Source organism: Psychrobacter sp. NG254, from assembly GCF_015277735.1.
In the GTDB taxonomy this organism is placed as follows: Bacteria; Pseudomonadota; Gammaproteobacteria; order Pseudomonadales; family Moraxellaceae; genus Psychrobacter.
Window position 1 is genome coordinate 36,241 of sequence record NZ_JADHDA010000004.1, and the last position, 24,668, is coordinate 60,908.

Genomic DNA, 24,668 nt, shown 5'->3' on the forward strand with positions numbered 1-24,668 from the left:
CATTGTTACTGAATACGAGATATCATTGACTACTAAGCTTCGACTACTGAGCTTCGTTTTCTAAATCTTGAGCTTCAGTGACGGTCAATGCAGTCATGTTGACGATACCACGTGCTGTCGCTGATGGCGTCAAAATGTGGACTGGCTTATTGGTACCTAATAGGATAGGGCCAATAGAAGCACTACCAGTGGCTGTCTTCAGCAGGTTGAAAGCGATGTTTGATGCATCAAGCGTTGGCAAGATAAGCAAGTTCGCTGCGCCTTTTAATGGGCTTGATGGCATATCGTTTAAGCGGATATGTTCATTCAAAGCGGAATCACCTTGCATCTCGCCATCAAACTCAAAATCTACATTCATGTCGGTCAGTAGCTGATGTACTTTGCGCATTTTGACAGCGCTGGTACGGTTTGAAGCACCAAAGTTTGAATGAGAAACGAGCGCGACGCGTGGCGTGATACCGAAGCGGCGTAACTGATCTGCAGCCAATACCGTCATTTCAGCCAACTGTTCAGCGGTGGGATCTTCGTGGATGTAAGTATCTGCGATAAAGATATTACGATCTTGCATCAATACGGCATTCATCGCATAGAAGTCGTTCATACCTTGTTTTTTGCCAATGACGCTTTCGACATATTTCAGATGCAATTGGTAATGACCAAATGTACCACATACCATACCATCCGCTGCACCATTTTCGACTAACAAAGAACCTATCAGAGTCGTCTTACGGCGAACATCACGACGAGCAAGCTCAATGCTTACGCCGCGGCGTTTGTTTTTCTCGTAATAGCCTTGCCAGTAGTCTTTATAACGAGGATCGTCATCAACGTTAACGATGGTAATATTCTCGCCAGCTTTTAAACGTAGGCCCAGTTTTTCGATATTGGCTTCAATCACAGCAGGGCGACCAACCAAGATAGGTTGTGCTAGTTTCTCATCAACGACCACTTGCACAGCGAGCAGGATATTGTTGTCTTCACCTTCACAGTACACGATACGTTTTGGATCGGCTTTAGCACGAGCAAATATTGGCTTCATGACAAACGCTGAGTTATAAACAAACTCAGACAGACGCTGACGGTAGGCTTGCATGTCATCGATCGGTAGCGTGGCAACGCCAGAATCCATCGCTGCTTTGGCTACAGCAGACGCGATCTCAATGATTAGATTTGGCTCTAGAGGGCCTGGGATTAAATAGTCACGACCAAAACTCTGCATCTTTTCGATGTTTCTAGCGCTGGTAGTTGGAGTGGCTTCGACGTGCGCCATCGCAGCGATTGCTTTTACGCAGGCAACTTTCATCTCTTCGTTGACAGTTGTTGCGCCAACATCCAATGCACCGCGGAAGATGTATGGGAAACATAAGGCGTTGTTTACTTGGTTTGGATAGTCTGAGCGACCAGTTGCCATGATGACGTCTGGACGTACCGCATGTGCCAATTCTGGCATGATTTCAGGTGTTGGATTGGCAAGTGCAAAGACGATAGGGTCTTTTGCCATACGGCGAACCATATCTTCTGATAGTGTACCGGGCATTGATAAGCCTAGGAACATATCGACATCGTCCATGACCTCTTCGATAGAAGTAGCCGTGATATCACGAGCATAGCGCTGTTTGGTTTCATCAAGGTTTTCACGGCTGGTACTGATGATACCGCGAGAGTCTGAAACAATGATATTGTTTTTATTCACACCAAGGGCGCAAATGATATCTAAACAAGAAATGGCTGCTGCGCCTGCGCCTGAACAAACAATTTTAATCTCTTCGATTTTCTTGCCAGTAATCAATAGCGCGTTTAGCATCGCTGCCGCAACGATGATTGATGTACCATGTTGGTCGTCATGGAACACAGGGATGTTCATGCGCGCGCGAAGTTCACGCTCGATTTTGAAACATTCTGGTGCTTTGATGTCTTCTAAGTTGATACCACCGAAAGTTGGCTCAAGAGAGGCAACCGCTTCGATGAATTTGTCAGGATCGTTTTGAGCGATTTCAATATCAAATACATCGATACCTGCAAACTTTTTGAATAGTACGCCTTTACCCTCCATGACAGGTTTTGATGCCAATGGGCCAATGTTACCCAAACCCAGTACCGCAGTACCGTTAGTGATGACGCCGACTAAGTTACTACGTGCCGTATATTTGGCTGCCAATGTCGGGTCTCTTTCAATTTCGAGACAAGGCACAGCAACACCTGGAGAGTAGGCGAGTGCTAGATCACGTTGGTTAGCAAGCTGTTTGGTCGGTGTGACTGAGATTTTACCTGGACGTGGGAACTCATGGTAATGCAGGGCAGCTTGTTCAAACTGCTCTTGTGCGGTACTAAGCTTATCCGTATTCGAATTGGTATCGTCATTCATAATAATTGCCATGGTTGGAATAAATTAAATGGTGATAAAAATAATGACTCGCCCTTAAATATTATTAAATGATAATAATCAAAGGGTAAGGTAACATTGGGTGTTAATGACCAAAAACATCACGATGGGTTAGGGATTGGGTCAAAAAACAGGCTAGAAAAGACAGTTATTCTAGCACTATTGACAAATCACTGCCTAGTCAGCAGCAGTGATTTGTAAGAATAATATAATGAAATGATATTCATTATTTATCTGATTAATAATGCCAAAGAATAAGGGTAAATATCAACCTTAATTTGAATATATTTCAAAATGTTACAGAATATAGAGAAGTTAAGACGAGCAGCTAATAGGCATTTGCGCAACATCAGGTGCAGGCGCGGCACTATCAAGCTCAGTAGCAATATCTTGAACAGTATAAGGATGAGATAGCAAACGGAACACCCGATCCACTTCTTCAAACTGACCTTGTTCTGCAGCAGTGATAGCACGCTGCGCCATGCTATTGCGCAGAATATAAACAGGATTGTTGGTTTGCATGGATAAGATAGCTTCCTTGCGGGATTGCTGCTCAATCTGTGCCAAATAACGGGTTGACCACTCTTGCCAAACTAGGCTTGCTTCTGCATTTAGTTCAGTGGTCAGAACAGACAGTAGTTGTTTCTCATAGGGATGGTCATCTGGCGCGACTAGGCCTAGTAGGGCGCGAAAGCTATTGGTATAGTCGAGCAAGTTATCTTCTAACAAGGTCAACCATTCAAAGGCTAGACGCAAACTTTCAGATTCGTGCGGCAAGCCAAGTTTGCGGCACAGTCCTTGTTGATAGTGCTGCATAAAGCTCGCCTCATAAGGCGCCAAGCACTCAGCGAGGGTCTCACGAGTGACACCTGGTAGGCGCATAAAATGCGGTAGCCAAACATTGAGATTCCAATGACCGATAGCAGGCTGGTTTTGGTAAGCATAGCGCCCAGTATGATCAGAGTGGTTATTGATCCAAGCAGGGTTGAAGCGCTCCATAAAGCCAAAAGGCCCGAAGTCCAACGTGCTACCTGTAATCGACAAGTTATCCGTATTCATAACCCCATGAGCAAAGCCAATCAGTTGCCAGTCGGCAATCATCCGCGCAGTACGCTCAACCACGGCGGTCAAAAACGCCAATACCGGCGTCTCACTATCACGGCACTCTGGATAATAAGTATCGATCATATAGTCAGTAAACTCACCCAATACATCAGGCGCAAAGCTGGCAATCCACTCAACATGACCCAACCGAATGTGACTGTCAGCCACACGCATTAGTGCTGCACCAGCTTCGATACGCTCACGGCGTACCCTTGTATCAGAGACCACAAAGGCCAATGCGTTAGAGGAGGCGATGCCAAGCTGCGTCAATGCATGACCGCATAAATACTCACGAATGGTACTGCGCAACACTGCCCGTCCATCTCCCATCCGCGAGTAAGGCGTCAGGCCAGCACCTTTAAGATGCAAATCTTTTGGTTGATTATCTTGATCGAGTACTTGTGCCATAAGCAAGCCGCGCCCATCACCCAACTGTCCTGCCCACTGTCCAAATTGATGACCTGCATATGCCATTGCCAGTGGTTTGAAGTCGGCTGGCACGTATTGACCAGCCAAAATCCCAACCCAGTTGGACATCAAATCATCGTCGTCTGACCAGCCTAATTGCTGTGCAACGTGTGTATTGAAATGACCAGCGCGTGGGTTGTCTAGTGACGTGGGTGGCTGCTCATGATAGAGGCGTGTGTCTAGGTTGACATAGGTGTTTTGATAACGCATACAGGCCGTGTCCATTAATATATAAGAGAGAGTGTTCACTATAACATAGCTCTCATCATCCATCATTTCGCTCTGTCCATCTCTTGTAATATCCAGTCAAAAAACAGTCGCTATCAGGACGATATTAGGCCTATGTTAGTCTCAAAATAGAATAATAAAATGCATCCTGATGATACATTTATGACCACGTATTATTTATGACAAAAAGCGACTTACAACAGCATATGCTATAAATAACGCAAAAAAATCCCCTCTATCTCTAAAGATAAAGGGGAGGAGAAACGTTACGATTAAGACGATGATTCAATATGAATCATGGACTGACTTAAGCAGCTTTTTGATTTGCGCCGATAGAACGGAACGCTGTCTTCAGATTGCTATTATGCTCAAGGATTTTTTCTTCAATCTTCGCATAATCGTGCTTTAGCTTGTCATCAACTTCATGCAAGCGATCTGCATACTCTGTCTTTTTCAGCTCAATGGTTTTCGCTTTGAGCGCTTGCCATTCTTCAACGGTTTGCATAAAGGCATCATATTCAAACTTGATACGATCCTGGAAGCTTTTCATTGCATGAGGCAAGTCAATGCCGCCAACTGTGGCTGTATCAATTTGTTGCTGTGCTGCTTTGAACTGCATTTGAACTTCAGCATGCTTGATGGTGGTGTCATCAACAGTACGCAGCTCACTAGTCAGACCAATTTTTGATAGACCTGCGATCAACCATTTGGTTGGATCATACTGCCACCATTTTACGCCATTACGATAATCGTACTGGAAGAAGTGATGGTAATTATGATAACCCTCACCCCACGTAAATATGGCCAAGAAGAAGTTATCACGGGCTGTATTAGTGTCCGTATAAGGACGGCTACCAAACATATGGCATAACGAGTTGATAAAGAACGTAAAGTGATGCGTCAATACCAAACGTAGCAAACCAGCTATAACCAGCGTACCCCAGACATCACCCAATAACCAACCAATAGCGGCGACCATACCAACATTCAAGGCAACGACCCATAGACCGTAGTATTTATGCTGAATCTGTAATGTTCTGTCTTTGGTCAAGTCAGGAATATTTTTGTAGTCAAACTTGCCGCTAGGGTAGTTGCGTAGCATCCAACCAATATGACTGAACCAAAAACCGCGTTTTGCTGAATATGGATCATCTAAACGGTCATCTACATGACGATGATGAGTACGGTGACCTGATACCCAATCAAACGCTGAACCCTGTACCGCTAAAGTAGAACCAAGCAATAGGAAGTTTTTGACAATTGGATGCGCTTTATAAGCACGATGTGCCAATAGGCGATGGTAACCGGTTGTGATACTCATGCCTGTCCATACCATAAAGGCACCAAACACGCCCCACACAGGTGCGCTCACGTCATGAGTGAACAGATACCATGGCGTAATAATCGCGGCAGCAATAGGCGTCGCAACCAAAATAGTCGCTGGAATCCAGTTAATCGGTGCTTTTGTAAACTCAAACTCACGCATATCTATGCTTTGCTCTTTTGTGAGAGCATCAGTTTGCTCAGGAGCTTTGGCATAGTTGCGTTTTGCTATAGGTTGCTCATCAAAAGCAGCTTGCGCCTTTTTTTCATCAAAACGGGTTTTGAAACGCGTTACTTGATTATTGGCAGTCTTTATCAACGCATCGCCAGATTTGATAGCGAAACGTACGCCTTTAAGCGGCAAGCCAAGTGCTTTTTTTGCAATCATATAATATCCTTAACGGTATTAATTTAAGTCCCCATAGTACCTGAAAAACTGTATAAAGTGAACACTTATACACTATAAAAATATTGCTAAATAACAATAACTTGTATGAATTATAGACTGTATTGGTCAAAATAATGGCTGACTTATCAGGCATGACGTGAATATGTAAGTAACATGATAGATATGTAGGGGACTTGAAGGACGCTTAGTCAAATTACTGAGCGACAGTAAAACATCTATCAGTCGTTTAAGGCAACAGTAAGGACGTTGGAAAATCGGTGATGATGACATCTGTTTTCCATTTAATGAGCTGATCTATAGTAGCAATATCATTGACTGTCCAAGCGCTTACCGGTAAGTCATATCGATGACTGTGCTCAATCACTGATTGGCTCAACAGTGGATAGTGAATACCCAATTGAATACAGCCAAGTTGCAGCGCTGTATTTGTCGCTCTCGCTAAGGCTTCTGGCGTACGAATCAGCAAGCCTCGTGGTATGCGAGATAGTAGTTTGTGACGTTGTAGTCGAATATGCAGCTCTGTATCAAAGCTGGTCAATACCACAGGCAAGATGGCAATAGGTGTATTGATGACCTCGCGAGCCAGTGCCTCGATTAACACTGCATAGTTAGTGCGATCATGCGTTTTAATCTCGAGCTCAATCACCTTAAACCCTGCTAGCAAGGGCACGATACTCGCTAGAGTCATGATGGGTTGTCCAAACTGCAGACGGCATTGCACCTCATTTAGACACAGCTGATCGATACGTGACTGCTGACCGCACATCCGCTCTAAATTATCATCATGAAACACGATCAGATGACCATCAGCATTCAGCTGTACGTCGAACTCAACGCCTGCCAAACCCTTTAATTTTAGGTTTTGAGAGTGCTCAAAGCCTGAAAAGGTATTTTCTAAGGCTTCCCCACGTGCGCCGCGATGCCCCAATAACTGCGTGTTTCTAAAATTTATCATATCAAATGACTATCGATCGGTTTTGTACGTCATCATATAGGGTCATATTCTCAGCGTCTAATGAAATTTGTGACACCAATACTCAGATTTAAGTGTCATTTTCCAAAAAATTATTTTTCGATGTTTGTTATGTTTTTGCAACAAAAGCACTGTTTTTCATAGAATGAGGGACGCTATTTGTACATCCATGAGCTACACTAATGACCATTTCATCCAAACACCGTATAATAGTATGGTTTTCAAATTCGTCGTGTAAAGCGCTTGTGAGGCTAAGCGACAGTTGAATGTCAAACACTGTCAGTCAGTGACGGTACGAATCAGAACATTGGGAGTAGAGTAAGTATGAGCGTAGCAAATATAAGTTTAAGCAAGTGGCATAAAGTTGCTGGAATCGGGTTGGTATGTAGTTTGGTGCTTGCAGGCTGTGATCGCTCAGATAAAGAAGAGTCTACTGAGGCAGCAGAGCTCACTGAGCAGGACGCTGCAGAGTCTGAAACCGCTGTTGCTCCTGCCGTTAGCTGTGACGACCCAATGGTACAAGATCGCCTAAAGACAGCACTACGAAACACCCTGAATCAACAAGCACAGTCATCGGCTGCCAACTATGCCAATGAGGCAGAGATCAGTCTAGACAGTGGCACTATTACCGAAAAAACCAATGGTATCGTCATTGATGTGCAGAATGCCGCTATCCTACAGCAAGCCAATGACAATGGTATGACCACGTGTCAGGCAAGTGTCAGTATGACGCTGCCAAGCGAAGATCTGTATCAAGCCAGCCAAGTACAAGCGGCTAATAATCAGCCAAGCTTACAGTCACGTTTGGCACAAGATAACATCCGTATCAATAACAATATGCTCGTTGATGATGCCTTTACTTATATCGTTGGTACTCAGGGCGGTCAAGTACGTACACGTATTGCTGGACAGCCAGCCCTAATGACAGTTGTGGCAGATGTGGTGGCCGGTTCTGTACTCAAAGGTGCAATGGATGCACAGCGTGCACAACGCGCCGCTGAGCGTCCTGCGCCTACGCAAAATAATAGAACCCAACCAGCACCAGTTCGCCAGCCTAAGATAGTCACGCCAACTGAGCCGACGCCTCCTGCTCAGCCTGCAACGCCGCCAACTATTAACAAACCGACCAGTAGTCAAAGCAGCTCAGCAGACAATAGCCAAGCGGCTACCAGTACTGAGCCTAAAAAACCAGCAACGCCTGCTGTCCCTAAGATGGTGCCAAAAGATGACAGCATCGATATGGTGATTATTGAAGATGACAGCGCTACTTATTAATTTTTATCCCCTTAGTAGCATTTAATTATTAGCTAATAATCTTAATCACTATGCTAAATAACAAAAATCCCGCAACAGCAATGTCGCGGGATTTTTATGCGTTTAAGAGTATCAATAGCCGCTATCTAGTCTTTGTCATTAGCCGTTTTTAGCGAATGACTGCAATGCTTGACTGTCCCACAACACCTCAGAGACTTGTTCGGGATCAGTACAAAAGCGCGCGGCGACAAACAACCAATCAGATAAACGGTTGATAAAGCTTACCGCAGTCAGGCGAATGGCGTCTGGACGTTGCTGCTGCAATAGTACGGCTTGGCGCTCAGCACGGCGACAGACACTACGTGCGACATGCAGCTGACTCACCAATACTGACCCTGTTGGCAGAATAAAGTCTTTTAGCGGTGGCAGAGTGGTATTCATTGCATCAATTTGCTGCTCTACCCATTCAATATGGGTGGCATTCACGCCTTCGTATTCTGGCATAGCAAGTTCACCGCCTATATTGAACAATAAGTGCTGAATGATAACTAAGGCTTCAGAAAACTCCTTTTCAATAGATTGCCCTTTATTTCTTTTTAGTTGCGCCCGTACTAGACCAATGTGTGAGTTGAGCTCGTCGATATCACCCATGACACTGAATAGATTGTCCGCTTTGCTGACGCGGCTACCATCAGCCATACCAGTGCTGCCATCATCTCCAGTACGCGTATATATTTTGCTCAAGCGATTGCCCATGTCTATATCCTTAACGGTTTTTACCATTGAATGGTGTTAGTTGCGTGCTCATTGTAGTATTTTACAGCGCTTTTCGCTAAGATAATGGGTTACGTTTTATGATGATTATCACAGTTGTCGCTATCGATGATTGATTGAGTGCTGCTCATGTCATTACTTTCGTTTATTTTGTTTACCTATTTTTATTTTACCTATTGTTAAAAAGGCTTTTTTACTATGACCACACCACTTGCCGATGCGATGTCTCAGCTTGCCATTCATGACTCACTCACTGGCGGCAAACGTCAGTTTGTACCACTCAAAGCAGGACAAGTCGGCATGTATGTGTGCGGTATGACCGTTTATGATTATTGTCATATTGGGCATGCACGTGTGATGGTTGGGTTCGATATGGCAGTGCGCTGGCTGACGCAGTTGGGCTATAACGTCAATTACGTTCGTAATATCACCGATATCGATGACAAGATTATTGCGCGTGCTTCTGAAAATGGCGAAGAGATTGGTACGTTGACGCAGCGTTTTATTGAAGCCATGCACGCAGACGCGACCGCCCTTGGCTGCGAGATGCCAAATGCTGAGCCGCGCGCGACCGATCATATCGATGATATGCAAGATATGATTGAGACGCTAGTCACCGGCGACTATGCCTATGCAGGCGACAATGGCGATGTCTATTATGCGGTCGACAGTTTTGCTGATTATGGCAAATTATCCAAGCGTAATCTTGATGAGATGCAGGCAGGCTCGCGCGTCGATGTCGAAAACGACAAACGTAATCCATTCGACTTTGTACTATGGAAAGCGGCAAAGCCTGATGAGCCGCAGTGGGCATCACCATGGGGACAAGGTCGTCCAGGCTGGCATATTGAATGCTCTGCCATGTCAACCAAGTGCCTAGGCAGTACGTTTGATATTCATGGCGGTGGTCATGACTTGCAGTTCCCGCATCATGAGAATGAGATTGCCCAGTCAGAGGCAGCAACGGGCTGTGAGTATGCCCGTAATTGGATGCATGTCGGCTTTATCAATGTCGATGGTGAGAAGATGTCTAAATCGCTAGGTAACTTTTTTACCATTCGCGACGTGATGGCAAAATACCTGCCAGAAACGGTACGTTTTTTCTTATTATCGAGTCACTATCGTAGCCAAGTCAATTTCTCTGATAGCGCATTGGATGAAGCACACAATGGCCTAAGCAGACTATATAACGTTCTAAAATTGGCTGAACAGCTAAAGGGTGAGACGCTAATAATCGACGAAGCGCTGACTACTGAAGCCTATAGTAGTGCAGCTGGGCAAGATTTTATCAAAGCAATGAATGATGACTTTAATAGCTCAACCGCGATCAGTGTCTTGTTTGGGCTGGCACGAGATATTACTAAAGCCATCAAAGCTGAAGAAATAGATACCGCATGGCAGTCGGCACAGCAACTAAAGGCATTGGCGCAAGTGCTCAATATCTTGCAGCAGCCTGTGAATCAGTTTTTGCAAGCCGTGATTGGGGAACAGGCAGAAGACGGTTTGAGTGATGCGGCCATTGATGGACTAATCACCCAGCGTGCAGAAGCTAAAGCTAACAAAAACTTTGCGCGTGCTGATGAGGTGCGTGAGCAGCTAAAAGAAGCTGGGATTGAGCTTGAAGACAGTCGTGCTGGTACGACATGGCGCCGCGCCTAAAACATGGCTGACTGAAAAAGGCAATCATTGACGGTGATTGATATCGTTTTGTCTAAAGTGCTATTTCTAACGTTTCTTCCTTAAATGCGCAAATGTGAGTGATAAAATATATATGCGCTTTACCTTTATCTTAATGAATCAAGTCAGCGTTGCGCTGGCTTTTTTTTGCGTAATAGTTGAATATGAAATAGACCTTAAATTAAGTTAAGCTTTATTCAGTGCAGCTTTGTCCCATCATTTCTCGCAAACCAGTGATTGATAAAATATGAAAACTTTTAAAAATAGCCCTATTGATTGTCATAGAACGACCACGAGTTCTGACCACAATCATGACCTAAATAAAGAGCCACGTCATATTTTCTACCATGCTTGGCAATTACTGCTCGGATATATGGTGGTTGCTATGATGGCGATTGGTATGCCCGTCAATGCTGCAAGCAATAACGATGAGATAAGTAGCAATGAACAAGCGACATCCTCATCCTCGGACAAACCTGACAGTTTAACGGAATATGCCGCCCAACAGGTGGACACGCTAAAAAACACAAATATCAGTCTCTCTGCTGTGGCGGAAGAGATTTTTGATCCTACTGAGCGCAGTGCAGTGGAGCAGGCAGGCACGCTACAGGGTGACTCTGCACTGACCGGAGAGTTTAATGAGGGCTACTATTTACTCGACACGCTCAATAGAGGGCTGCCACCGCTGGCTCAGCCACCCAACCTAGAGACACCACTTGCCGCTTTAGAGTTTTTTCAATCAGCAGTTATGAAGCAGCAATACGATTTGGCTTCTTATGCACTGAACATGAATTTGATTGATGAGACTACCCAACGTAGCCGTGCGATTGATTTAACGAAACGGCTGGATTTTTTATTGTCTGAAAAAGAGCTGTATGTTTTCGATGATATGCCAGATCGTCCTGACGGCCTCATCGAGCCACCGCTTGGCAATAGCAGCAGTATCATGGGGATTGCGAGACGTTCTATTCAATTGGGTTATATCGATTACCGAGAGCGCCGCGTGCCTATTTATTTGCAGCGAGTACGAGTAGGGGACGGGGCACCTATTTGGGTATTTTCTGCGCAGACGGTAGGCAATATTGACAACCTGTATGAGCAATATCATCCAGCAGAATTCGAGCGTTATTTACCTACATGGCTTAAGCTCAAATTTTTTGGGATTGCGCTATGGGAGTTTGCCTCGTTATTGCTGTTTTTCTTATTGACCATGGGTGTGGGCTGGCTACTCAGTAAAGGCACGGAAAAGCTCATCAGCCGTTATATTGATGATGAAAAATACACCATGTACGTCGGCAGTACCAACGGCATAGCAGATTTGGTCAGTAAGCTGACGGTACCGCTGACATTTACCATCAGTTTTTCACTGGTTTTTACCTTGGTTTCGGGCGGATTTCCTTATTTGGATGCGGTTGCCTCGTCGACTCGTCCGCTTATCTGGATTGGCTTGGTGTTTAGCACCATGTGGTTTGGCATACGTGCGATTAACTTTTTTGCCAATCGCTATCAAGACATGCAGATTGAAAATCTAGGAGAGGAGCACTTTGATAAAGTGCGACAACGCCGTACTTATGTTTCGATATTTCGCCGAGTTTTCATCTTTGTCATGATATTGGGCAGTATCTGGATAGGTCTGAGTGAGTTTGCCAACATGGAAGGTCTTGGCAAAACGTTACTTACATCGGCTGGGATCGCGGGCGTGGTTATTGGTATCGCAGCTCAACCGATACTGGGTAATATCATTGCTGGAGTACAAGTGGCAGTGACGCAGCCTGTTAGGATTGGTGACAGTGTGATCATGGACGGTAACTTTAGTACGATTGAAGACCTGCGTTATACCTATGCGGTCCTAAAAACATGGGATGAGCGCCGATTAATCGTGCCAATGCGCCAATTGATTACTGATACGGTTGAGAACTGGTCACATACAGAAGTACACCAGACTTGTCCGGTGTTTTTGTATATCGATTATGGGGCAGATATTGATGCCATTCGTGAGCAATTTGTATCGGTGACCAAGGATAACAAGCTCTGGGATGAGAAGACCGAGCCTGAAATTTTTGTGGTAGAAGTGACTGAAAGAACCATTCAACTGCGTGGTGCCGTGTCAGCGGTAGGCCCCATAGAGGCTTGGACATTGGCCTGTGAGGTACGTGAGCAGATGCTGGGCTACTTGCATCAGCAGCAGAATAAGTATTTACCGACAGAACGTTATATATTAAAAGACAATGATGAGTGAGTCATCAGGATGCGATAAGGTACTGCTTTTAGGTCGAGGACTTTCTAATTGCTTTTATATTTAGGTTTGTAAAATAATCTGACAAATATAGCATGTGATTTGTGCGCTTATTTGTTATAATGTGGCGTTATTTTTAAGGGATAAATGAGTCATTAAGCGTGAAGCGATACTATATTTGTTTCGACATTATATTTTATCCACTAACGACCCATCAATCAATTGCGATCCTAAAGCGTTTAGTGTAACCAGCTTTTGATCAATGATTTGTATCAGCAATATTGATTGTCTTAATGCAAAAATCCCACCCATCAAAATAACCACCACTAGGGGTCTGTATGTTGCGAATTGTCGATGAAGCCTTAACCTTTGATGACGTTTTATTGTTGCCAGCCTATTCTGAAGTCTTGCCAAAAACTGCCGATCTGACGACCCGTTTGACCAAAAATATCACACTGAATTTACCACTGATTTCTGCGGCTATGGATACAGTGACTGAGTCTGAAATGGCCATCACCATGGCACAGCTAGGCGGCATGGGTATCCTGCATAAAAGTATGGATATCGCTAAGCAAGCCACTCAAGTACGCCGCGTCAAAAAGTTTGAAGCGGGTACGGTAGTTGATCCAATCACAGTACATCCAGAGATGACGATTGGTGAGTTGTTGCGATTGACTCAAGACAATAACATCTCAGGCGTCCCTGTGGTAGAGAGAGGCACTGATAATGTGGTGGGTATTGTGACTCACCGAGATTGGCGTTTTGAGACCAATCTGTCACTACCAGTCAGCCAAATCATGACACCAAAAGATCAGCTAGTCACGGTACACGAAGGTGAGAGCAACGAAAATATCAAACGCTTGCTACACGAACACCGTATCGAAAAAGTCATTGTCATTGACGATCAATTCCGTTTGCGCGGTTTGATTACGGTCAATGACTTTGCTAAAGCTGAAAACAACCCAAATGCTTGTAAAGATGAGCAAGGTCGCCTACGTGTTGGCGCGGCAGTCGGTACTGGCGCAGATACGCAAGCGCGCGTTGAAGCATTAATTGCAGCTGATGTCGATATCATCGTAGTGGATACCGCACACGGCCACTCAAAAGGGGTGATCGATAAAGTTGCTTGGATCAAAAAGCACTATCCAAATGTACAAGTAATCGGTGGCAACATTGCCACAGGTGATGCGGCACTGGCATTACGTGATGCAGGCGCCGATGCAGTAAAAGTGGGTATTGGCCCTGGTTCTATCTGTACCACGCGTATCATCGCCGGTATCGGTGTACCGCAGATTTCAGCAATTGATAACGTTGCTAGTGCATTAAAAGACAGTATTCCATTGATCGCTGATGGCGGTATCCGCTATTCAGGTGATATGGCAAAAGCCATTGCTGCTGGTGCATCATGCATCATGGTCGGGTCATTGATGGCAGGTACAGAAGAAGCGCCAGGTGAGGTTGAGCTGTTCCAAGGTCGTTACTACAAAGCTTATCGCGGTATGGGTAGCTTAGGTGCGATGTCAGGATCAAATGGTTCATCAGACCGTTACTTCCAAGATGCCAAAGATGGCGTTGAAAAACTGGTACCAGAAGGTATCGAAGGCCGCGTCCCTTATAAAGGTCCAGTCGCTGGTATTGTCAACCAGTTGGTTGGTGGCTTACGTTCATCAATGGGCTATACAGGTTCTGCAACCATCGAAGACATGCGTACCAATCCGCAATTTATCAAAGTAACGTCAGCGGGCATGAAAGAGTCGCATGTGCATGATGTACAAATAACCAAAGAAGCGCCTAACTACCGAGTAGATTAGACTGTGTTTGATCGCTCTGTATTGCGTTAATGATAGCTGGTTTGTAGAGCTGCATTGACTTTAAAATAGAAACAGCCAACAATGCTTTGCTATTGTTGGCTGTTTTTTTGTAAAATATAGAAATAAATTATTATAATGACAGTATTGCCTGAGTATATATCGGGCCTTTTACTTTTTGATATATCACGAATTTTAAAACTTGGAGAGCAGACATAATGAGCTACTTTGGTACTGATGGTATTCGCGGAAAATTTGGTAAGCTACCCATTACCCCAGATTTTATTCTAAAATTGGGCTATGTTACTGGACAGGTGCTGGTAGAAAGAAACGATAATCCTGCACGTAGGCCAAGTGTGGTGATTGGGAAGGACACACGCCTGTCAGGTTATGTGATTGAAGGCGCATTACAAGCAGGATTTAATGCAGCAGGCGTCGATGTGCATATGCTTGGCCCACTGCCAACCCCAGCCATCGCGCATCTGACGCGCAGTTTTAATGCCGATGCTGGCGTGGTTATCTCAGCGTCGCATAATCCTTACTATGACAACGGCATCAAGTTGTTTTCAGGTGATGGCAAAAAGCTGACTGATGAGATGCAAAATGCCATCAATGATAAGCTAAAAACCATCATGAATATCGATAGCAGTGACAGCAGTTTGATGATGCCGATTTTAGACCCAGCACAACTGGGGAAGAACAATCGGATCGATGATGCAAAAGGCCGCTATATTGAGTTTTGCAAAGGCAGCTTCCCTTATCAGTACGATCTCAGTCATCTAACCATTGTGGTCGACTGTGCCAATGGTGCAGGCTATAGTGTTGCACCCAGAGTCATGCGTGAATTGGGCGCTAAAGTGATTGCTATTCACAATACACCTGATGGTATCAACATCAATGCTGATTGCGGTTCTACTCATCCTGAGAGTCTACAAAAAGCAGTGGTTGAGCACGAAGCAGATGTCGGTATCGCATTGGATGGTGATGGCGATCGTATTGTGATGGTTGATGAGACCGGTAAGCTTGTTGATGGTGATGGTATTTTGTATGTACTCGCAACCAAGGGTTTAAACAGAGCTGCAGGTGTTGTTGGTACACTCATGAGTAACATGGGATTAGAGCTGGCGCTGAAAGAGGCAGACATTGAGTTCACTCGTGCAAAAGTAGGTGATCGTTACGTGATGCATGAGCTTGAAGCAAATGGTTGGATATTGGGTGGAGAGCCATCAGGACATATTTTATGCTTAGATAAGAGCCGTACTGGGGATGCGATCATCGCAAGCTTGCAAGTGCTGGCAGTGATGCAAGCGCAAGGACGTGCCTTAAGTGAGCTTGTCGAAGGTTTTGAGGTATTGCCACAAAAGCTGGTCAATGTACGCTTGTCTAAGATGCAAGACCCATTTGAGCATGAAGAGCTGGTTGCAGCTTTTGATAAAGCTCAGGCAACCTTAGAAGGTCGTGGTCGTCTACTGATACGTCAGTCAGGTACAGAGCCGATGATTCGAGTAATGGTCGAGTCAGATGACGAAATAGAGTGTGATGTGATGGCAAATGATCTGGCTAATCATATAAAATCGGTACTAGGCTAAGATCAGTTCATATAATAAGACAACAACGTTAAAATAAGGAATGATCATGAGTATGGACTTTACCGATCAACGCCTCTCCTATGAGAAAGGTGAGCTGGATCAGCAATCAGTACCAACGTCACCATTCGAGCTTTTCAAAGCTTGGATGAGTGAGGCCTTGGTACAAAAGGTGCAAGAGCCTTACGCCATGAGTCTAGCAACATGCGGTGCAGACAATAAACCCAGCGTCCGTATTGTCTTGTTACGCGAAATTACGGATACAGGTATTGTCTTTTATACCAATTATGAAAGCGCGAAAGGGCATGATATCGAAGAGAATCCCAATGCCGAAGCACTGTTCTTTTGGCATGAGCTTGAGCGTCAAGTTCGTATCAGCGGTAGTATTGCTAAGATCGCTTCCGATAAATCTGCAGCCTACTTCCAAAAGCGTCCACACGATAGCCAAGTAGGTGCTTGGGTCAGTCAGCCACAAAGTGGTGAAGTGGCCAATCGTGCTGTCATGGAGCAAACGTTTGAACAGCTACAAGCGGAGCATCCAGACAATAGCACTGTGCCAACGCCAGAGTTTTGGGGTGGGTATGAGATTACCATTGAAAAGATTGAGTTTTGGCAAGGTCGGGCCAATCGCATGCATGACCGAATTGTCTATACACAGGTTAGCGGCGACAACAGTGAAGGTAATGAAGACAGCGTCAGTTGGACAACCAAGCGTCTGTTACCATAGTATTTGTCTTATTTTGAAATCCTAGAGTATTTGAAAGTATAAAAAAGCCACTCTACATCCAGTTTTTCTGGTTTGTAGAGTGGCTTTTTTTATGTCAGTCATTTGCATTATTTGACACTGTTTTTTATTTAACTTTCTATTTAACTTCGGTATCGACATCCACTGAGACTGACATACCAGGGCGTAAGCGTGCCAGTTCAGGCTGGTTTTGATCTAAATCGATGCGTACAGGGATGCGTTGAGCAATTTTTATGTAGTTACCTGTCGCAGGGTTGGCTGCCCCTGCACTAAACTCACTGCCAGTCGCTGGTGAGATATTACTGACGCGACCAGTAAATTTGGCACCGCCAAGCGCATCTACATGGATAGTAGCGGGCTCGCCGACGGCCATACTGGCTATTTGGGTTTCCTTAAAGTTCGCAATAATCCAGATGCCTTTTGGCACGATATACATGAGCTGTGTGCCTGCACTAACATACTGACCTTCTTTGACGCTGACTTGGCTCAACTGCCCTGATTCAGGTGCTGTGATGATGGTATTGTCCAGATTGATTTGCGCCTGCTTAACCCCTGCTTCAGCATTTTTGATATTCGCATCTAGGGATGAGCGACTACCACTGGTTTTTTCACGATTCTCTTGAGCAGCTTGTAGGTTGGCTTCTGCTTGTTGCACACCTGCCTGTGCTTGAGCAAGTTGTGCCTTGATGTGAGCCACTTCTGCTTTTGATACAGCGCCGATAGCATCTAAGCCTTGATAGCGGTTTACATCTTCACGAGCACTCTCTACATTGATTTTGGCACTATATAGGTCAGCCTTGCGTGCTTCAATTTGTGCTTGACTAGATTGCGTGTCTTGATCATTACTAGAGCGGTTGGTGACAGCCACTTCAGTATTGGCTTGTGCTTGTTCGAGCTGCTGCTGAAAGGTTCGATCGTCTATTTTTATCAATAGATCACCGGCTTTGACATTGGCAAAATCTTGTACTGCTACCTCGGTGACATAGCCAGAGACTTGTGGGCTGATAATGGTCGTCTGGCCTTTGACAAAGGCGTTATTGGTTTGCTGTACCGTTGGGGTAAACGGTGGGAGCTTCCATGCATACAAAATCAATGCCACACCAATGACAATCATGACAACCAATAATCCTAAATTCAGATAGGATTTTTTCTTTGGGGACCAGCCAGTAGCCGCTGCGATAGGTTCTTTTGGTGGCATAGGCGTCTCATCACGTGAGCCTTTTTGTATGTCAGTAGCTGGATTTGTCTCAGAGGTATCCGTTTGCTCTATTGTAGGATTTTCGGCCTGATTGGTATCGGTATTTGACGCAATACGTGCGTCTGTTATGGGAGCATCAGTTGACGTCTGAGGTGTTTGATTCAGTTCACTGGGTTTCTCTTGGCTCATGACGCGCTCCTAAATGTTTAATTAGCAAATACTTAAATGGTGTGGCGATAAATCAATAAAGTGAAAAATCACTCATGCAATAAAAGGCGTTATTTTGGTTCACGCATTTTTGCAATAACAGCAAGCTCTTTGGCCAGAGGATTGCGTTTGTGATAACGATAGTAAAAATAATTGAGTAATAACATAGCAGTAGCCACAGTTGATAGAATGGCCATGATAAAAAACAAATCACCATAAGCGGAGACCGTTGCCTGGCGCTGAATACCTTGTAATACTTGGCTCATTGCAGCTACATTCGCTTGCGCTGCGTCCGTCGTTTGGTTTGACAATACACTACGAGTACCGGCAATTTGAGCGCTGAATGCAGGATCCCCCAAATTCATTGAGCTGACCATATCGGCATAATGCACTTGCGTACGAATGGTTGTAAATGCCTGAATTGCCGCTGCACCTGCCAAGCCGCCCACGGTTTGTGAAATACCAAAAATAACGGAAAAACTAATAATATAGGCAGGACCACTGGCAATCGCACGCAAAAATCCTTCAAAAACCAGCGGCCCCATAAAATATACCGCGGCAAATGCAATCAAAAATTGGCTGAGATAAAACATATAGGGCGCAGAATTGATAGACACCCCCACATCCATCCAAGAGCCTAATGCAATCAATGCCACGGCAAAAATAACGGGTCGACGTAAATCCATCGGATTGGTGCTAAAAATACTAATCACCAAAGCCAACACACTGGCAGCCAATATGACCGCATAAAAAGTAACCAGCTGATCATTACCATAGCCTAAGTTGGCAAGTAATCCTGCCGCACCGACATTTTGCTCAGACAGCAAAATTCGCATGACCGCGCCCGTAATCATAAAAGCGATAATATTGCGACTACGCATCCAGCGAACTTGTAGCATTGGGTTTTTGCGATGCGTTTCGATCCATAAGGCGATGCTGATTCCAACCATGGCAATCATCAGTGGATAGACCAGCCAAGGCGTCGTCCACCATAAAATCCTACCTTGCACCAAAATGACCGCTAATGCAGCCAGACCGCTCGCAAAAAACCCAAAGCTGAGAAAATCGAGTTTCTCAAATACTTTTTCGGTATTACCCGGTGGTAGCTCCAAGATATTAATCAGCCCAAAGCAAATCAGCGCCAAACCAAATTGAAATAAAAACAAGTTTTCAAGCTGACCGTCGATGGTGAGGTAGGGCGAGATGATGCGTGACAGTGGAATACCGAACTGCACCAAGCCAAAGCCCAATATGAGGCCACTAGTACGTTTGACGGTTGGCATACCTTGCAAGCAATAAAATAAGCCCAATATGGTCATGCCACTGGCCACCATACCGCTAAGTCCCCTTGCGACAATCTCTAGGTAATAGGGCTCGATGCCAATGTTGGGCGTATCTAATAAGTGACTACTGATCAGCCACTGTAGACTCGTGGCGGCTAACAGAAAAAATAGGGTAATTTTACTAAACAGTGACATGCCAAATTGTTGGCGAATTTTGTACAGTAGAACGGTGATACAGGCATTGGTCATATTGTAGCTGACAGATATCCAACCCCCTTCGGCGGGCGTTAATCCCAATTGGCCTTGAATTTGAGTGAGATTTGCGACAAGTAGACCATTTTGGAAGCTGGCTGTGAGACCAACGAAAATGCCAATCAGCAAATAAAATACTTTACGGCGTGCAGGATGGTCAGGGTTGGCTGGAGAGCCCACCATCATTGGTTGTTCGTGGGGCTTAAACTGGTATTCGTTACTCATGGGCGTACCACAATCTGTATAAGAAAATAAAGTGACATAGGACAGATTTCAGATAAGAGGTCAGGTCAGTGCAATTGATATCTATAGCGCTAAAAATCTGTCGATTCACTGATGGAATGTGAGAGATAACCCAAGAAATACAGGAGCAATTTTATCATAACTTTTATGGTGCTATTGTCATCCACACGTAAATCATAGGCCACGTGCAGTAATTTTACTCACTCATTGTTTACTTGTGCTAGATTTTTATTCTCTCATATGATATGAACTCATACGATCTGGTTGCTATTAGTGCAAGTGCAAAATAGAGCACGCATAAAAAACAGCTCTATAGAGAGCTGTTTCTGTCTATCAAACAATTGATGGATCAGTTAATAGATAGCATTTCAATTAACACATAGTACTAGTTAATATTAAATTGATTCGTCATACTTTGCTTCTAACTGCATCGCACGCTGATAGCTTTCAAGGCTAGCCAACTTATCCGCATATTGCTTAATATGTGGATAAGCATCGAGCTTTTGACGCTTAGCAAGAATGATCAAGTCAAATGACAGCATAAAATCAGCACCACTGAGTGTATCACCTACGATAAAAGACTTACCCTCAACAGAGGTATCCAGATATTTAAACAATCTGGTTTTTTCTGTCTCGATATACCCGTTCAAAAACGCATTATCATTGATGCCTGCTTTGTTGGTAAATAGCTCTAGCATTAATGGCAACATGAGCGAGCTTTCGGCAAAATCAATCCACTCTAGATAATGGCCGTAGTCTGAGCTACCCGTTGCAGGGCGCAGACGCTCTGGCGCAAATCGTTCAATCAATAACTCAGTAATGGCCCCTGACTCAGCATAGATTTGTCCATCCATCTCGATAACCGGAGATTTACCGAGTGGATGTACCGCTTTTAAAGAGTCTGGTGCTAAATGAGTCTTGGCATCGCGTTGATGACTGACAACCTCATAAGGTACACCTAGCTCTTCTAAGAGCCATAGCGTACGTAATGAGCGTGATTGATTAAGATGATGTAAGCGAACCATGGTATCGACCTTATTGCGTGGTGTGATTTGTTAACTGTTGAGTCTTAACCTTTGAGCTTTGCGATTAAACGCGTAGCCGCTTCTTCTGATGATGCTGGGTTTTGACCTGTAATCAATAAACCATCTTCAACCACAAACGATTCCCAGTCAGCCGCTTTTTCATAGTTACCGCCATTGGCTTTAAGGGCGTCTTCTACCAAGAACGGTACGACGTCTGTTAGGCCAACTGCATCTTCTTCTGAGTTGGTAAAACCAGTCACAGTTTTGCCTTTTACCAAATATTCACCATCGATTTTGACATTTTTAAGCGCTGCAGGAGAGTGACAAACAAAAGCAACAGGTTTGTCTTGCTTGACGAAAGTCTCGATCAATTCGATAGAGTTTTTATCTACTGCTAAATCCCATAATGGACCGTGGCCACCTGGATAAAATACTGAATCAAAATCTTCAGCTTTCACGTCAGCAAGCTTTTTAGTATTGGCCAAATGCTCTTGAGCGTCTTTGTCTTCTTTGAAGCGCGTGGTGTCTTTAGTTTGCGTGTCTTCAGTATCACTACTAGGATCTAGTGGTGGCTGGCCGCCAGCTGGAGAGGCTAGGGTTACATTAACGCCAGCATCAAGAAAAGCATAGTAAGGTGCAGCAAATTCTTCTAGCCAAAAGCCTGTTTTTTTACCAGTATCGCCTAATTTATCGTGTGAAGTTAGTACCATTAAAATATTCATAGTTATCCTTGTTTATTATTTATATAAGAGTGAAGCAAGTGATTAGCAGCCACATTTCTTTATCTGCATAAATATAGATGCTATTTAAGAGGCTAATCCATATTCATGCAACCGATGACTGCTAACATTATTCCTGCTCCGAACGTAATGTTCAATAGTGATCTTAGCAAGTTGTGTTGTTAAGTGGTTATTAACAACGGTCATTATCTATCGCTAATGGCTTAACATCCGTGATTTAACATGGGTTATTTAACACAAGTCATTTAAGTAGCGTAAGCTACATAATGATGAGCTATATAACGATGAATTATATAACGTCAGATACTTTAACCACGGTTTTACCAAAGTTATCACCGTTTAGCATACCTACAAAGGCATCTGGTGCATTGTCTAGACCGTCAGCGATATATTCTTTGGTTTTGACGTCACCTGACTCTACCCATTTGCTCATGGTTGCTAAGAACTCTGGGAAATGGTCGCCATACTCTTCAAAGATGATAAAGCCTCTGACTGTTAAACGCTGGCTTAGGATAAGACCCATCAACATACCTAGGCGATCTTTACCATCAGGCAAGTCAGTTGCGTTGTACTGCGAAACTAAGCCACAGACTGGGATACGTGCATGGTCATTTAATAATGGCAAGACTGCGTCTAATACTTTACCACCAACGCTTTCGTAATAGATATCGATACCATTTGGGCACGCAGCTTTTAATTGCTCAGCGAAGTCGTCAGCTCTATGGTCGATACAGATATCAAAACCAAGCTCATTGACCGCGAAATCGCATTTTTCTTTACCGCCTGCCACACCGATGGTGCGTAGACCATACTGATTACCCACTTGACCGACTGTTGCGCCAACAGGACCAGTGGCCGCTGCGACAACTAAGGTTTCGCCTTTTTGCGGTTTACCGATATCGGTTAAACCCATATATCCAGTAAAGCCTGGCATACCTAACACGCCTAAACCATAAGACGGGTTTGACATATTTTTATCAAGCTTAAGGATACCTTCGCCATCACTGACGCTATAGTCCTGCCAGCCTGAATTTGATACCACCAAATCACCGACAGCAAATCCATCGATATTGGAATCGACGACTTGAGCGACTGTGCCGCCCATGATGACGTCACCGATGGCTAATGGGTCAGCGTAACTTTTGGCATCACTCATACGGCCACGCATATATGGATCTAATGACAGATATACGGTACGCAGCAGCATCTCATTCGCATTTGGCGTTGGGATGTCGCTGGTTGCCATATCAAAATTGTCAGCGGTTGGTTCACCGTTAGGGCGGCTGGCAAGTTTGATTTGACGGTTTACTTGTTGGTTCTGTTGTTTGTCGAAGCTCATGGTAGGACTCCTTTATATTTATTCATTGTGATTATTATAGAAGTATTAGATGTAGTAGCTACTCGGCACTCAGCTGAGTAACTACTATAGATAGCATAACGATATGTAGTTATTGTTACTGTTTTGATTTTTCTTAAGGTTGTTTTTGCGCAGTTCTTATTAAGACGCTTTGCTGGTCACAGCACGCTGCAAGATACGACGAGATACTTCTAAATCGTTTGTACCGTGTTCACCCAGTTTGACCATGTTGTGTACTTCAAGCTGTTTGATGATTGGATCAATGGCTGATTCAGTCAAATCAACGTCTTCTAGGCTAACTGGCAAGCCAAGCTCGCGGAAGAAGTTTTCGGTATGAACAATGGCAGTTTCGATGATGGCATCGTCGTCTTGATCAGTGTCGGTAAGGTTCCAGACGTTACGAGCATACTGAAGCAGTTTTTCTTTTTTACTTTCTTTTAGCTCGCGCATGACTGATGGTAAAACGATGGTTAGCGTACGTGCATGGTCAATAGCATGTAGCGATGTGAGCTCATGACCAACCATATGCGTTGTCCAATCTTGTGGTACACCAGTACCGATCAGACCGTTCAATGCCATGGTCGCTGTCCACATAATGTTTTTACGTGTTTCTAGGTTTTCTGGATCTTGCTTAACAATTCGGCCTTCATCGACAAGGATTTTAAGCAAGCTTTCAGCAAAGGCGTCTTGAACTTTCGCATTGACGGGATAAGTCAGATACTGCTCCATCACATGGACGAATGCATCAGCAACACCATTCATAACCTGACGTTCAGGCAGTGTTAGCGTTTTGATTGGATCTAGAATTGAGAATTTAGGGAAAGCAAGTGGGTTACCAAACGGTAGTTTTGCTTGGCGTTCGCTATAGTTGATAACGCCGCCTGAATTCATCTCAGAACCTGTTGCTGGAATGGTCAATACAGCACCTAAGTCCACAGCAGAGTCGATGTTTTTGCAATAGCCAGTTAGGGCATCCCAAGCCTTATCACGTGAGACAGTGCCGTCTTCTTCAGTTAATGAAGAGACGAGTGCAACGAATTTACTGCCGTCAATCACTGAGCCGCCGCCAACAGCTAATAAAAAGTCGATGTTGTGCTCATTCACCATGTCAGCGGCTTTAAGTAGCGTAGTGAATTCTGGGTTGGCTTCGATACCGCCAAACTCAAATACAGTACGATTACCGCTCGCCGCTAATGCTGTTTTTACTTCGTCTAATGTACCAGTGCGTTGTGCTGAACCACCACCGTAAGTAATAAGAACGCGAGCTTCAGTAGGGACTAGTGTTGATAGTTGTTCGATTTGACCTTCACCAAAAACGATGCGGACTGGGTTGTAATATTGAAAGTTATTCATAAAATTCCTAATGTTAATAAAAATGGTTCTATCAAATTTTTT

General features: G+C 44.4%; 17 protein-coding genes. 6 read left to right on the top strand and 11 right to left on the bottom strand.

Annotation, left to right across the window (positions count from 1 at the left end):
• Window positions 1-43: 43 nt before the first annotated feature.
• From IP510_RS07675 to IP510_RS07690, 4 genes are all read right to left on the bottom strand, one after another.
• A complete protein-coding gene (locus tag IP510_RS07675) occupies window positions 44-2,365 on the bottom strand; it encodes an NADP-dependent malic enzyme (protein ID WP_194364204.1) in 2,322 nt (773 codons plus the stop codon).
• Window positions 2,366-2,698: 333 nt separating this feature from the next.
• A complete protein-coding gene (locus IP510_RS07680) occupies window positions 2,699-4,165 on the bottom strand; it encodes a protein adenylyltransferase SelO (protein WP_194364205.1) in 1,467 nt (488 codons plus the stop codon).
• A 325-nt stretch (window positions 4,166-4,490) separates the two neighbouring features.
• Window positions 4,491-5,669, bottom strand: a complete 1,179-nt coding sequence (locus IP510_RS07685; protein WP_194364516.1) for an acyl-CoA desaturase — start codon at window positions 5,667-5,669, stop codon at window positions 4,491-4,493.
• 472 nt (window positions 5,670-6,141) lie between these two features.
• Complete coding sequence (locus IP510_RS07690) at window positions 6,142-6,870, bottom strand: glycerophosphodiester phosphodiesterase (RefSeq protein WP_194364206.1); 729 nt, start codon at window positions 6,868-6,870, stop codon at window positions 6,142-6,144.
• Window positions 6,871-7,212: 342 nt separating this feature from the next.
• On the opposite strand from IP510_RS07690, the gene IP510_RS07695 reads away from it, so the two are divergent.
• Window positions 7,213-8,163, top strand: a complete 951-nt coding sequence (locus tag IP510_RS07695; RefSeq protein ID WP_194364207.1) for a hypothetical protein — start codon at window positions 7,213-7,215, stop codon at window positions 8,161-8,163.
• A gap of 138 nt (window positions 8,164-8,301) precedes the next feature.
• Here the strand turns inward: IP510_RS07695 and IP510_RS07700 are convergent, their stop codons facing one another.
• On the bottom strand, window positions 8,302-8,898 hold the full coding sequence (locus tag IP510_RS07700) for a cob(I)yrinic acid a,c-diamide adenosyltransferase (RefSeq protein ID WP_194364208.1): 597 nt from the start codon (window positions 8,896-8,898) through the stop codon (window positions 8,302-8,304).
• A 216-nt stretch (window positions 8,899-9,114) separates the two neighbouring features.
• Between IP510_RS07700 and cysS the strand changes: the two genes are divergently transcribed.
• The 5 genes from cysS to pdxH all read left to right on the top strand — a co-directional run bounded on the left by cysS (window position 9,115) and on the right by pdxH (window position 16,950).
• Complete coding sequence (gene cysS / locus IP510_RS07705) at window positions 9,115-10,575, top strand: cysteine--tRNA ligase (RefSeq protein WP_194364209.1); 1,461 nt, start codon at window positions 9,115-9,117, stop codon at window positions 10,573-10,575.
• A gap of 265 nt (window positions 10,576-10,840) precedes the next feature.
• Complete coding sequence (locus IP510_RS07710; RefSeq protein WP_227669586.1) at window positions 10,841-12,832, top strand: mechanosensitive ion channel family protein; 1,992 nt, start codon at window positions 10,841-10,843, stop codon at window positions 12,830-12,832.
• 335 nt (window positions 12,833-13,167) lie between these two features.
• On the top strand, window positions 13,168-14,640 hold the full coding sequence (gene guaB, locus IP510_RS07715) for an IMP dehydrogenase (RefSeq protein WP_194364210.1): 1,473 nt from the start codon (window positions 13,168-13,170) through the stop codon (window positions 14,638-14,640).
• Between the two features lie 215 nt (window positions 14,641-14,855).
• Window positions 14,856-16,226 (top strand): phosphoglucosamine mutase, encoded by a 1,371-nt coding sequence (gene glmM / locus IP510_RS07720; RefSeq protein WP_194364211.1) that lies wholly within the window; start codon window positions 14,856-14,858, stop codon window positions 16,224-16,226.
• Window positions 16,227-16,278: 52 nt separating this feature from the next.
• Window positions 16,279-16,950 (top strand): pyridoxamine 5'-phosphate oxidase, encoded by a 672-nt coding sequence (gene pdxH, locus IP510_RS07725; RefSeq protein WP_194364518.1) that lies wholly within the window; start codon window positions 16,279-16,281, stop codon window positions 16,948-16,950.
• Between the two features lie 136 nt (window positions 16,951-17,086).
• On the opposite strand, the gene IP510_RS07730 is transcribed toward pdxH, so the two are convergent.
• From IP510_RS07730 to IP510_RS07755, 6 genes are all read right to left on the bottom strand, one after another.
• Window positions 17,087-18,355, bottom strand: a complete 1,269-nt coding sequence (locus tag IP510_RS07730; RefSeq protein WP_194364212.1) for an HlyD family secretion protein — start codon at window positions 18,353-18,355, stop codon at window positions 17,087-17,089.
• An 89-nt stretch (window positions 18,356-18,444) separates the two neighbouring features.
• Window positions 18,445-20,133, bottom strand: coding sequence for an MFS transporter (locus tag IP510_RS07735; RefSeq protein WP_194364213.1), 1,689 nt, complete (start codon window positions 20,131-20,133; stop codon window positions 18,445-18,447).
• Window positions 20,134-20,546: 413 nt separating this feature from the next.
• Window positions 20,547-21,176, bottom strand: coding sequence for a glutathione S-transferase family protein (locus IP510_RS07740; protein ID WP_194364214.1), 630 nt, complete (start codon window positions 21,174-21,176; stop codon window positions 20,547-20,549).
• Between the two features lie 44 nt (window positions 21,177-21,220).
• Entirely contained in the window at window positions 21,221-21,898 is a 678-nt protein-coding gene (locus IP510_RS07745; RefSeq protein WP_194364215.1) for a type 1 glutamine amidotransferase domain-containing protein, read from the bottom strand.
• A 307-nt stretch (window positions 21,899-22,205) separates the two neighbouring features.
• Window positions 22,206-23,255 carry an NADP-dependent oxidoreductase gene (locus tag IP510_RS07750; protein WP_194364216.1) on the bottom strand — a complete coding sequence of 350 codons (1,050 nt, stop codon included), beginning with the start codon at window positions 23,253-23,255 and terminating at the stop codon, window positions 22,206-22,208.
• A gap of 159 nt (window positions 23,256-23,414) precedes the next feature.
• On the bottom strand, window positions 23,415-24,626 hold the full coding sequence (locus IP510_RS07755; protein ID WP_194364217.1) for an iron-containing alcohol dehydrogenase: 1,212 nt from the start codon (window positions 24,624-24,626) through the stop codon (window positions 23,415-23,417).
• Window positions 24,627-24,668: the final 42 nt, after the last annotated feature.